Annotated in this window: 12 protein-coding genes; 3 read left to right on the top strand and 9 right to left on the bottom strand. The window is 63.6% G+C overall.

Annotated elements, in window-relative coordinates; all coding sequences use genetic code 11:
- Positions 1 to 8: 8 nt before the first annotated feature.
- From tolR to ybgC, 3 genes are all read right to left on the bottom strand, one after another.
- Entirely contained in the window at positions 9 to 482 is a 474-nt protein-coding gene (gene tolR / locus BHD06_RS04490; protein ID WP_050663678.1) for a protein TolR, read from the bottom strand.
- 3 nt (positions 483 to 485) lie between these two features.
- The gene (gene tolQ / locus BHD06_RS04485) at positions 486 to 1,181 is read right to left on the bottom strand and encodes a protein TolQ (protein ID WP_080455791.1); all 696 of its coding nucleotides are present in this window, start codon (positions 1,179 to 1,181) and stop codon (positions 486 to 488) included.
- 113 nt (positions 1,182 to 1,294) lie between these two features.
- On the bottom strand, positions 1,295 to 1,684 hold the full coding sequence (ybgC, locus tag BHD06_RS04480; protein WP_080455790.1) for a tol-pal system-associated acyl-CoA thioesterase: 390 nt from the start codon (positions 1,682 to 1,684) through the stop codon (positions 1,295 to 1,297).
- Between the two features lie 105 nt (positions 1,685 to 1,789).
- Here ybgC and BHD06_RS04475 point away from each other — a divergent pair, with 105 nt between their 5' ends.
- Positions 1,790 to 3,043: a DNA polymerase IV gene (locus tag BHD06_RS04475; RefSeq protein WP_080455957.1), complete on the top strand. Its 1,254-nt coding sequence runs from the start codon at positions 1,790 to 1,792 to the stop codon at positions 3,041 to 3,043.
- A gap of 115 nt (positions 3,044 to 3,158) precedes the next feature.
- Here the strand turns inward: BHD06_RS04475 and BHD06_RS04470 are convergent, their stop codons facing one another.
- Positions 3,159 to 3,350, bottom strand: coding sequence for a hypothetical protein (locus BHD06_RS04470; RefSeq protein ID WP_254892311.1), 192 nt, complete (start codon positions 3,348 to 3,350; stop codon positions 3,159 to 3,161).
- 168 nt (positions 3,351 to 3,518) lie between these two features.
- Here BHD06_RS04470 and BHD06_RS04465 point away from each other — a divergent pair, with 168 nt between their 5' ends.
- The gene (locus tag BHD06_RS04465; RefSeq protein ID WP_139784630.1) at positions 3,519 to 4,196 is read left to right on the top strand and encodes a hypothetical protein; all 678 of its coding nucleotides are present in this window, start codon (positions 3,519 to 3,521) and stop codon (positions 4,194 to 4,196) included.
- Positions 4,197 to 4,201: 5 nt separating this feature from the next.
- Here the strand turns inward: BHD06_RS04465 and BHD06_RS04460 are convergent, their stop codons facing one another.
- The 4 genes from BHD06_RS04460 to recA all read right to left on the bottom strand — a co-directional run bounded on the left by BHD06_RS04460 (position 4,202) and on the right by recA (position 8,672).
- Positions 4,202 to 4,489 (bottom strand): DUF1330 domain-containing protein, encoded by a 288-nt coding sequence (locus BHD06_RS04460; RefSeq protein WP_080455787.1) that lies wholly within the window; start codon positions 4,487 to 4,489, stop codon positions 4,202 to 4,204.
- Between the two features lie 19 nt (positions 4,490 to 4,508).
- Entirely contained in the window at positions 4,509 to 4,793 is a 285-nt protein-coding gene (locus tag BHD06_RS04455) for a DUF1330 domain-containing protein (RefSeq protein WP_080455786.1), read from the bottom strand.
- 9 nt (positions 4,794 to 4,802) lie between these two features.
- On the bottom strand, positions 4,803 to 7,466 hold the full coding sequence (gene alaS / locus BHD06_RS04450; protein ID WP_080455785.1) for an alanine--tRNA ligase: 2,664 nt from the start codon (positions 7,464 to 7,466) through the stop codon (positions 4,803 to 4,805).
- A gap of 126 nt (positions 7,467 to 7,592) precedes the next feature.
- Positions 7,593 to 8,672 carry a recombinase RecA gene (gene recA, locus BHD06_RS04445; protein ID WP_080455784.1) on the bottom strand — a complete coding sequence of 360 codons (1,080 nt, stop codon included), beginning with the start codon at positions 8,670 to 8,672 and terminating at the stop codon, positions 7,593 to 7,595.
- Between the two features lie 194 nt (positions 8,673 to 8,866).
- On the opposite strand from recA, the gene BHD06_RS04440 reads away from it, so the two are divergent.
- Positions 8,867 to 9,511, top strand: coding sequence for a sulfotransferase family 2 domain-containing protein (locus BHD06_RS04440; RefSeq protein ID WP_080455783.1), 645 nt, complete (start codon positions 8,867 to 8,869; stop codon positions 9,509 to 9,511).
- Here the strand turns inward: BHD06_RS04440 and BHD06_RS04435 are convergent.
- Positions 9,508 to 11,838 carry an ATP-binding protein gene (locus BHD06_RS04435; protein ID WP_254892310.1) on the bottom strand — a complete coding sequence of 777 codons (2,331 nt, stop codon included), beginning with the start codon at positions 11,836 to 11,838 and terminating at the stop codon, positions 9,508 to 9,510. The two genes, BHD06_RS04440 and BHD06_RS04435, sit on opposite strands and share 4 nt — an antisense overlap.
- Positions 11,839 to 11,920 lie beyond the last annotated feature (82 nt).

The raw sequence follows: 11,920 nt of genomic DNA, 5'->3' as shown, positions 1-11,920 counted from the left end.
TCGCGCCCCTAGCCGCCCTGCCCGTCAAGCGCGGGCCCGCCGGCATCCGTCACCAGCCCGATATTGCCGAAACCGCCGCGATTGAGCGCGCCCATCACCTGCATCACGTCGGAATAAGGCACCGCGCCATCGGCGCGCAGGAATACCCGCGTGCTGTCGCGCTCGGTCGCAATGGCGCGCAGCCGCGCCACCAGATCGCCGCGCGGCACCTCGGTGGTCTGGATCATCACCGTGCCATCCGCCGTAACCGTCACGGTCAGCGGCTCTTCTTCCTCGCTCGGCAAGGAATTGGCGGCGGTTTCGGGCAATTCCACCGGCACGCCCACCACCATCAGCGGCGCGGCCACCATGAAGATGATCAGCAGCACCAGCATCACGTCGACAAACGGCGTGACGTTGATTTCGGCCATCGGGCGCGAGCGTCCCCGCCCCCGCCTGCGCCGCCCCTGATCGCCGGATTTCTGAACGACCCCTGCGCCCATGGCCTAGCTGTCCAACTGACGGCTGAGGATGGTGGCGAACTCATCGGCAAAGGCCTCGTAGCTGGCCACGATACGGTCCGCGTCAGCACTCAGCTTGTTATAGAAGATCACCGCCGGAATCGCCGCGAGCAGGCCCAGACCCGTCGCCAGCAGCGCCTCGGCGATTCCCGGCGCCACGACGGCAAGGTTGGTATTCTGCTGCTCGGCGATATTGATGAAGGCATGCATGATGCCCCAGACCGTGCCAAACAGCCCGATGAACGGCGCGGTGGAGCCCACTGTCGCCAACACCTGCAAGCCGCTTTGCAGGCTCTCGGATTCCTTGGCAATCGCCACGTCCATGCTGCGGTCGATCCGCGCCGTGGCCCCGGCGATCAGCGCACCATCGGTGCGGTGACTGCGCCGCCATTCCATCATGCCCGCCGCGAAAATCCGCTCGAAACGGCCGTCGGGCTCCGGCCCGATTTCGTCAAAGAGGCCATCCAAGGGCTCGCCCGACCAGAACCGCCGGTCGAAGATCTCGGCCTCGCGTCGCGCCTTGCGATAGGTGATCAGTTTCTGGATGATGATCGACCAGGCCCAGAACGAGGCCACGATCAGCATCAGCATCACGAGTTTCACAACGAGGGTGGAGCGCGCGAACAGCGCCCACATGGAGAAATCCATCTCCTGTGCCAATGCCAGGGTTTCTGCTTCCATCTGCCTGCTCTTTATAGGTTTGGCCGGTTTTCCCGCCTTATTGGGGGCGAACCTACCCTATTTCCAGAGGGAAAGCCAACATAACCGCATCAAAACCGGCGTGATCGCCCCGGTCAGTGCAGTTGCAGGCGGATATTCGCCGGAAGCCGCGCCGGCTGCCCCGCCTCATTCACGCAGACCACCGTCACCAGCGCCTGAAACAGCCGCGTCGCGCCGCGCATGACCACCTGTTCCATCACCAACCGCGCGCCCGTCACCTGCATGGTCCGGGTCTCGACCTCGAGCGAATCGTCAAATTTCGCAGGCCCAAGATAGTCCGCCTCGATGCGGCGCACGGCAAAGATCACGCCGTCGCGCTCGCGCATCGCGTTCTGGTCTATCCCCAGATCACGCACCCACGCACTGCGCGCACGCTCGATGAACTTGAGGTAATTGGCGTGGTAGACGATACCGCCCATATCGGTATCCTCGTAATAGACGCGGAGGGGGAAACGGTGGGTCATGGGGCACGCTCCTTGGTCGAGCGGACCCTATGCCGCGCATCCAGAACTGACAAGCACCATCAAATGGCTGCCAAGCCGACCGAACTGAGATATCCTGCCCGCATCATGCCCAGCCTCTGCCGCGATTGCCTGACCCGATTCGAGGATGCCCGCCGCTGCCCCGCCTGCGGCAGCCCGCGCATTGTATCGCATCCCGAACTCTGGGATCTGTCGATCGCGCATATGGATTGCGATGCCTTCTATGCCAGCGTCGAGAAACGTGACAATCCGGGTCTCGCCGACAAGCCGCTGATCATCGGCGGCGGGCGGCGCGGCGTGGTCTCGACCGCCTGTTACATCGCCCGCATACGCGGTGTGCGCTCGGCGATGCCGATGTTCCAGGCGCTGCGGCTCTGCCCCGAGGCGGTGGTGATCCGCCCCCGGATGGAGGTCTACTCGCAGGTCTCGCGCGCCATACGCGCGATGATGCTCGATCTGACGCCCGCGGTAGAGCCACTCTCGCTCGACGAGGCATTTCTCGACCTCACCGGCACCGCGCGGCTACATGGCGCGCCGCCTGCCGTGATGCTCGCCCGTCTCGTCCGGCGGATGCGGGATGAGTTGGGCGTGACCGGCTCCATCGGCCTCAGCCATAACAAGTTCCTGGCCAAGATCGCCTCGGATCTCGACAAGCCGCATGGATTTTCGGTGATCGGCGCGGGGGAAACGGACGATTTCCTGCGCGACAAGCCCGTCAGCCTGATCTGGGGGGTCGGCCAATCGACCTTGAAGGCGCTCAACGGTGCGGGTATCCATACCTTCGCCGATCTGCTGCGATGGGAACAGCGCGACCTGATCGCACGCTTCGGGTCGATGGGCAACCGGCTCTGGCATCTCGCGCGCGGGCAGGACCGCCGCCGCGTCGCGGCCAACGCACCGGTCAAGTCGATCTCCAACGAGACCACGTTTTCCGAGGATACCGCCGATCTTGACCTGCTCGACGGGCACCTGTGGCGGCTGTCGGAAAAGGTGGCAGACCGCGCCAAGGCCAAGGGCATCGCCGGCCGCGTCGTCACGCTCAAGCTCAAGCGCGCCGATCATTCACTGCTGACCCGCCGCCAGAGCCTGCGCGACGCCACTCAAATGGCCGACACGCTCTACCGGGCGGCACGCGCGCTGATGGGTCAGGTGCCGCAGGGCGCGGCCTACCGGCTGATTGGTGTCGGGCTGTCCGAACTCGTGCCAGAGGACGGCGCGGACCGCTCCGGCGACCTGCTCGACCCGCAGGCGGCGCGCCGCGCCGGGGCGGAACGCGCCACGGACGCAATCCGCTCGAAATTCGGACCGGACGCGATCCTGAAAGGGAGGGCGTTGAGATAGCGGGCACGGGGCCGGGACCGGTGTCTTGCTGCCGCTGAGGGCAACCGCGCCCTGTCTATGGAACAAAGGCCCGCACTGGGCATTGGCGCCCGCGATACCCGGGTCAGGACCAAATCTAGGGCGGGTATCTCGCGCGCGGCACCTTGCCGGTGCGGCGCACCTGTGCGCGGCCCCGCGCATCGAGATTGCGCTGCGTGCCGCACTTCTCGACATCGAACCGCGCCGGATCACCCGTGCCCGGGGCCAGTGCATGCCGCATCAGCGCGACCACACCGGGCTGTTTCAGCGCGCCGAGTGCGTCGGCCATGACCGGAACCGGCCATGTCAGTATCAAGAAAACCAGAAGTGTCCGCATTGCCTTGCCCCGTATATCCCGACCGGTCAGTCAGGGCAGACCACCGCTCTGACCAGCGGAAAACCTTGTCACCGGCACGTGGCGCGGGACATGGTCAAGCAATGCGCACTGGAGATGCTGATGCTGAAGCCCCTCGAATCCATCCTGATCGCGATATTGCTCGGCGGCCTCCCGGCCAATGCTCAAAGCGTCGTTTGCCCCGATCCACGCTTCGTGATCCTGAGCGACGACGGCACCCCCGCGCACCGTGTCTGCCGCATCGCGCAAGAGGCGGCAGAGCGGCTGGCAGCCTGCAACGTTCCGCTCTCCGATACCCGGCGGATTCGCATCGAGCTCATGCCCGAGATGCTCGAGGCCTGCCTCGGTCTCTATCATTGCGGCAAGGATCTCATTCAGATCCCCACCCCCGACACGATGCAGTCGATGAGGGCAGCCGACAGCAGCCTGTCGCATGTGCCGCCCGAACCCTTCTTTCGCGGCATCCTCACGCATGAGCTGGCCCATGCGGCGTTTGATGCACAGCCCTGCCCGTTTGAAAGCTGCATCACCGCCAGCGAATATATCGCTTACACGATGCAGATCATGTCGCTGCCAGCTGCGGATATCGCGACATTCGAGTCCGGTCTCAAAATGCACAAGAAGATCTCACGCGACGCGTTGAATCCGATCACTCTCTACATGAACCCGGACATTTTTCTCAGCTTGGCGTGGATTCACCTGCACCAAAGGTCCGACCCCTGCGCCTATATCGGCGATGTCATGCAGGGCCGGATCCGCATGGATTACGAACGTCACTGACCGGATCACTCAGTGGTTTCGACGATCACCAGTTCGCGCTCCGACGCGCCGCGCGCATGGTCGAGCGCCTCCTGATATTCGGGGCTGCGATAGCAAGTCTCCGCCGCCTCAAGGCTGGGAAAGCGCGCAACCACGTTGCGCGCCCGCTCCTTCCCCTCAAGTTGCACATACCGCCCGCCGCGCGCGATGAACGCGCCGCCATGCTTGGCGATGGCGGGCCCGGCAAGGGCGGCATACCGGCCATAGGCGGCCTCGTCGGTGACTGTCACATGGGCGATCCAGAGGGCGGGCATGGGGTGGTCTCCTGTTGTTTCAGATGCCATCGACGATGACGATATCGCGACTGCTCGACGAAAGCGCAAGCGGCAGGATGCGGCGGTAGTCGTCCGAGCGATACCAGTCGAGCGCCGCCTGCCGGTCCGGAAATTCGACGATCACATGCCGCTCCGGGCAATTGCCCTCCAAGGCTGTCTGCGCGCCGCCCTTGACCAGAAACCGCCCGCCGAACTTCTCGGCGAGCATTGCGGTCTGCTCGGCATAGGCTTGATAATCCTGCGGGTCATTCACCGTGATCCGTCCGATAAGATAGGCACTCATTCAACCTCCTCAGGCGGTCAGAACCCCCTCCGCCGCTTTGATCGCGGCCTCGGCCCCGCCGATATCCCTGCCGCCGCCCTGGGCCATGTCGGGCCGGCCACCGCCGCCCTTGCCGCCCAGTTCCGCCACCGCCACCCGAACAAGATCGACCGCCGAAAGCTGCGCCGTCAGGTCATCGGTGACACCTGCCGCAACCGCCACTTTGCCGCCGGTATCGGCAATAAGCAAGATCGCACCGCTGCCCATCCGCGCCTTGTGCTCGTCAATCAGCGGCGGCAGGTCGCGGCCCTGCACGCCCGAAAGTACCTGAGCATGAAAAGCGACCCCGCCCACATCTCGCGCGGCGACGGCCTCGCCCTGCCCCGAACCGCCCGCCATTGCCAGATCGCGGCGCAGTTGCGCCACCTCGTTGGCCAATGCGCGGCGCTCATCCATCAGCGATTTCACCCGCTCCGGCACATCCTCGGCGCGGGTCTTGAGGTCACCCGCGACCTGCGCAAGCCGCGCGCTCTGCCCGCTGAGATAGTCAAATGCCGCCGCCCCGGTCAACGCCTCGATCCGGCGCACGCCGGCACTCGACGCAGTATCGCCGAGCGTCACAAAGACACCGATATCGCCGGTCTGGCGCACATGGGTCCCGCCGCAAAGCTCGATCGAATAGGTACGCCCGTCGGTCCCCTTGCCCGAGCCGTCAAGCGTGCCCATCGAGACGACCCGCACCTCGTCGCCATATTTCTCGCCAAAGAGCGCCTGTGCCCCCAGATCGCGCGCGTCGTCCGGGGCCATGATCCGCGTCTCGACCGGCGCGTTCTGGCGGATATAGGCGTTCACCTCGGCCTCGACACCGGTCAATTCCTCGGGGCTGAGCGCCTTGGCATGGCTGAAGTCGAAGCGCAGCCGATCCGAGGCATTGAGCGAGCCGCGCTGCGCCACGTGATCGCCAAGTGCCCGTCGCAGCGCCTCGTGCAACAGATGCGTGGCCGAGTGATTGGCACGAATGCCGCTTCGGCGGTCGTGATCGACCGCCAGTTTCGCCGCCTGTCCGCTTTTGATCTCGCCGCTTTCAACCTCTGCGAAATGGATGAAAACACCTGCAACCTTCTTGGTATCGCTGATGCGTGCGCAGCCGGTTTCGGTCTCCAGCGTGCCGGAATCGCCCACCTGCCCGCCCGATTCAGCATAGAACGGGGTCTGGTTGAGCACGATCTGGCAACTCCCGCCCGCGGCCGCCGCATCGCTGCCAGCGCCCTCGGAGACAATGGCCACGATCTGGCCTTCGGCGGTTTCGGTGTCATAGCCCAGGAAATCGGTCGCACCCTTGTCCTCGGCGATGTCGAACCAGATCGCCTGATCCGCCGCCTCGCCCGAGCCGGACCACGCGGCGCGCGCCTTGGCTTTCTGCTCGGCCATGGCCGCATCGAACCCGTCAGTATCGACCTTATGACCCTTTTCGCGCAACGCGTCCTGCGTCAGGTCGAGCGGGAATCCGAACGTGTCGTAGAGCTTGAACGCCGCCTCACCCGGCAGCGCTGCGCCCTCGGGCAACTGTGCCAGTTCATCGTCAAGCAGCCGCAAGCCACGGTCGAGCGTCTGCTTGAACCGCGTCTCCTCGATGCGCAGCGTCTCCTCGATCAACGCCTGTGCGCGGCCCAATTCGGGAAAGGCCTGCCCCATCTGCACCACCAGCGCCGACACGAGCCGATGCATGACCGGATCCTTTGAGCCAAGCATATGCGCATGGCGCATCGCGCGGCGCATGATCCGCCGCAAGACATAACCGCGCCCCTCGTTCGAGGGCATCACGCCATCGGCGATCAGAAACGCGGTCGAGCGCAGGTGATCGGCGATCACCCGGTGATGCACCTTGCCCGGCCCATCGGGATCGGCGCTTGTGGCATGCGCGCTCGCCTCGATCAAATGGCGCATCAGATCGGTGTCGTAATTGTCATGCTTGCCCTGCAACAGGGCTCCGATCCTCTCAAGGCCCATGCCCGTGTCGATCGACTGCATGTCGAGATCGCGCTGCGTGCCGTCCGCAAAGCGCTCGTTCTGCATGAAGACGAGGTTCCATATCTCAATGAAGCGGTCGCCATCCTCTTCAGGACTGCCCGGCGGGCCGCCCCAGATATCCGGCCCGTGATCATAAAAGATCTCGGTGCAAGGGCCACAGGGGCCGGTCGGCCCCATCGACCAGAAATTGTCATCCGTCGCGATCCGGATGATCCGGTCGTCGCTCAGGCCCGCATATTTTTTCCAGATATTCGCCGCTTCATCATCAGTATGGTAGACCGTCACGAGCAGCTTCGACTTGTCGATCCCGAAATCGCGGGTCAGCAGATCCCAGGCATAGGGAATCGCCTGTTCCTTGAAGTAGTCGCCGAAGCTGAAATTCCCCAACATTTCAAAGAACGTATGGTGCCGCGCCGTGTAGCCCACATTGTCCAGATCGTTATGCTTGCCGCCCGCGCGCACGCATTTCTGGCTGGTCGCGGCACGTGTGTAGTCGCGATGCTCCACCCCCGTGAAGCAGTTCTTGAACTGCACCATGCCGGAATTGGTAAACATGAGCGTCGGATCGTTGCGCGGCACGAGAGGTGAGCTGTCGACGATCCGGTGGTGATTGCGTTCGAAGAAATTGAGAAAGGTCGACCGGATTTCATTCAGCGTGGGCATGGGTATCTCTTTTCGGGCATGGGTTTGGCCAGCATTCGTGCAGATTTAGCCGGGCCGCCGCGCCATGTCCACCGCAAGAAATAAGGCCCGGGCTACCCCCGGGCCCGATGCCACCAATGTCAGTGATCAGCCTTCGAGGATGTCGTCTCCGTCGCGCGCAGAGGCTGTCGGCCTGTCGAAGTCCAGCCCGTGTGCGGCGCGGATCTTGTCCTCGATGTCGTAGGCGGTCTCGGGGTTATCGCGCAGATAGGTTTTGGCGTTTTCGCGCCCTTGGCCTATGCGTTCGTCACCGTAGCTGTACCAACTGCCGGATTTGGCCACCATCCCGGCCTTTACGCCCATGTCGAGCAATTCGCCCATCTTGCTGATCCCCTCGCCATACATGATGTCGAACACGACTTCCTTGAAAGGCGGAGCCACCTTGTTCTTGACCACCTTTACTCGGGTCTCATTGCCGACGACCTCGTCACGGTCCTTGATCGAGCCGATGCGGCGGATGTCGAGCCGCACCGAGCTGTAGAACTTTAGCGCGTTGCCGCCCGTGGTGGTTTCGGGGCTTCCGAACATCACGCCAATCTTCATGCGGATCTGGTTGATGAAGATCACAGTGCATTTCGTGCGGCTGATCGAGCCGGTGAGCTTGCGCATGGCCTTGCTCATGAGGCGGGCCTGAACGCCGACACTGCTGTCGCCCATTTCGCCCTCAAGCTCCGATTTCGGGGTGAGTGCGGCCACCGAATCGACCACCACGAGGCTGACCGCGCCGGAACGCACCAGCGTATCGACGATCTCGAGCGCCTGCTCCCCGGTATCGGGCTGCGAGATCAGCAACTCGTCAAGATCGACCCCAAGCTTGCGCGCATAGACCGGATCGAGCGCATGCTCGGCATCGACGAAGGCGCAAACCCCGCCTTTTTTCTGCTCCTCGGCCACGCAGTGCAAGGTAAGGGTTGTCTTGCCAGAGCTTTCGGGGCCGTAAATCTCGACCACCCGTCCCTTTGGGATACCGCCGATTCCGAGCGCGATATCGAGCCCGATCGACCCTGTGGAGGTCGCCTCGATATCGGCCACCGGATTGTCGCCGCCCATCTTCATGATCGAGCCCTTGCCGAATTGCCGTTCGATCTGGGCGAGGGCGCTGTCGAGCGCCTTCTGCTTGTCTGCGCTGCGCTTGTTATTCATGGAGAGAAGATCTGCCGTTGCCATTCATTCACTTCCTTATCCCATACCCGGCCCGGGGCGGCAATGACTGCCTGTGTTCACGACCTGTTCTCAACTTCTATGAGGGTATAACGAGAACATTTCAAGTTCTTTATTGGCGATTTCAGTTTTCCTGCTAAACCTTGAAAAAAGGTTTACGTCGTACCTAATTGCAATTGTTAACGTGGAAGGCGCTGAAAATGCTTGTCTTTTCAAATCAACGCCTGGTGTTACTCGCGGTTCCCAAGACCGGAAGCACCGCGCTTGAGGTCGCGCTTGCACCGTTGGCGTCGATGATCGTGCGCGGCCCGCCTGAGCTCAAGCACGCACCGGTCTATCGATACAATCGCTTCTTTCGTCCCATGATCGAGCGCTTCGCGGGTGGCGAGGTGGCCGTCGTGGCGGTGATGCGCGAGCCGGTGAGCTGGCTCGGTAGCTGGTATCGCTATCGGCACCGCGCGGCGCTCGCTGGTCATCCCAACAGCACGCAGGGGATCAGCTTCGACGCGTTCGTCTCGTCCTATTGCCAGGGCAAGCCGCAAGAGTTTGCCAATGTCGGAGCACAGTCGAAATTTCTCGAGCCGCAGCGCAATGGCACAAAGGTTACGCATCTCTTCCGTTACGAGGAGCAGGATGATCTGATGGATTTTCTCGCGGAGCGGTTGGGCATCCGCCCCAAGACCGCACAACACAACGCCTCGCCCAGCCTGGGACTAGAGCTGTCCGACAGGACCGAGGCGCGGCTGCGCCGAAAATATGCCGACGATTTCACCCTGTGGCAGAGCATCGCGGGCGGCGGTGCCTATACTCCGCTGCCAGTGCGCGCCAAGCCCGCCGACGGTTAGGCGCGGCCGTTGTCTCCGTCACTCTGCGCTAAGGGACATTGCCGCTGCACGACCTGAGTGAGCTCGTCGAGAGAGAAGGGCTTTGGCAGGAAAACCGAATTGGCGATCTTGCGCTGTGCCTCACCGAAGGTTTCCTCGGCATATCCCGACATGAACACCACCTTGACATCCGGACGCGTCGTCAGAGCCTGCTGCACCCAGCTTGGCCCGTCCAGGCCGGGCATCACCACATCGGTGACGAAGACGTCCACCTGCAGCGCCGCATCGGCAAGGATCTCGAGCGCGGCCTCGGCCGTCTCGGCCTCAAGCACGGAAAAGCCCCGCATCTGCAGCGCCCGGCTCGCAAAGGCGCGGACTGGGGCCTCGTCCTCAACCAGCAGTACCACGCCGCCGCTCCGCCCGGGCGGCATCTCGTCGGGCGACTGGCGGGGTTCGACCGCCTGCGGCCCGGCATAGGAGGGGAAAAGCAATTGAAACGTGGTCCCCTCGCACGGACTGCTGTCGACGAAGATGAAACCACCCGTCTGCTTGACGATGCCGTACGCTGTCGACAGGCCGAGCCCAGTCCCCTCGCCGGTGCGTTTGGTGGTAAAGAACGGCTCAAACACCTTCTGTCGCTTATCGGGCGCGATCCCCTCGCCCTCGTCTATGACCTTGACCGAGACATAGCGCCCGGGCGCGACCAGCGCTCGATCGCGGCGCAGCGGCTGCTCGAGCGCGAGGTTTTCCGTCACGATGCGAATCGCGCCCCCCTCGGGCATGGCGTCGCGGGCGTTGACCACGAGGTTCATCATAACCTGCTCCAACTGGCGCTTGTCGGCACGGATCGCGCTAAGCCCGGGATCGTGGCTCAGCGTGAGCGATACCTTCTCGCCCACCAGACGGTTCAGCAGATGCGTCAGATCCGACAGCGTGTCGCGCAGGTCGAGCAGCTGTGGCTGCAGCGTCTGCTTTCTTGAATAGGCCAGCAGCTGGTTGATCAGGGCCGCCGCGCGATTGGCGTTCTGGTTGATCTGCACGAGATCGGCATAATCCGGATCGCCCTGGTCGTGGCGCAGAAGCAGCAGATCGCAATGCCCGCTGATGGCGGTCAGAAGGTTGTTGAAATCATGCGCGATGCCCCCGGCAAGCTGCCCGATCGCCTGCATTTTTTGGCTTTGGACGAATTGCGCCTCAAGCGATTTGAGTTCGGTTGCATCTGTCATGACGGCGATCAGCACCACCTCGCCCGCGTCGGTGGCGCGGTTGAGCGTCACCTGCACGAACACTTCGTGGTCGTCACGGCGGACGCGCAAAAACTCGGCATGGACGGTGCCGCGCCCCACCGCCGCGTCGTCCAGCCAGTCGGAGATCGAACGCCCGAGCCCCTCGAGCGCATCGCCGAGCCGCAGCCCCGTCGTCGTCGCGACCCCGAGGAGAGCGCGCGCGGGACCGTTCGACAATGTGATCGTGCCATCGCGCCCCAGCTTGAGCAACGGCACCGGCAGGGAATCAAAAAACACACATCCGTCCCCGACGCGATCCGGCGCGGCGACATCAGGCAGCAGGTAGACCTCGCGCCGTCCCGCCAGCCCCTCGCGTTCAACTAGCAGACAGTCCACCGGCCCGTCCGGCGTGGTCACCGGACAAATTTCGCCCGAGCGTGATGACAGATCCGGACAGATCTGCGCCAGCGTTCGGGGCCGTTCGCCAACCAGATTGCGCGCCGCCGGGTTCATGAAAAGCACCGCATCGTTGCGCCCCACGGTCAGCATCGGCAGCGCATGACCGTCGGCGTCGCGATGACCACGCGCGCCGGTCTGATCAAATCGCCACAGATAGAGCCCATCCCCGGCGCGGTGCACGTCGAGATGCAGATGTCCCGCACGGGTGACGATATGTTCCGCCGCAGCCCCCTTGACGGCGGCGCGGCTTTCCATACGGTAGAGAATGGCGACGGGATTGGCGAGAGTTTCGCGCAAGGCCCCGGCGAGCGTGCCTGCGCCGGGCCGCACCAGATGCCGCCGCGCCGCAGCATTGGCAAAAAGAATCCGCCCCTCTGCAGTTGTGAGCATACGAGGCGAGAGATCTGCCTCGGTCATGATCTCGGCCTGTGCGACGAGATCGCGCTCTCGCGCCGCCGCATGGCGTCGCAGCACCACGATCCAGACGCTGCACCCCATCAGGATCGCAGCGATGAGCGCTAGCAGACCCTGCATGCGTGCATCGGCCACCACCATCGCCGCCCCGCCGAACAGCAGCGCCGCTACCATGACGACCCCTCTGCGCGGCCCAAGACGCTGCGCGGCCTGCTGAAAGCGCCCGCCAGGAACGGTGATGAATGCCAATGACGCGCCTTTCTCTCGATGCAGGTCGCGCCGAGACTGGCGCAATTTCATTAAGCCAAGTTTAACGGTAGCGCAAAAAACA

The sequence above is a fragment of the Roseovarius sp. A-2 genome (assembly GCF_002072155.1).
Lineage (GTDB): Bacteria > Pseudomonadota > Alphaproteobacteria > Rhodobacterales > Rhodobacteraceae > Roseovarius.
The sequence above is the reverse complement of the archived record's forward strand: the minus strand, read 5'-3'. Positions and strand labels throughout refer to the sequence as shown.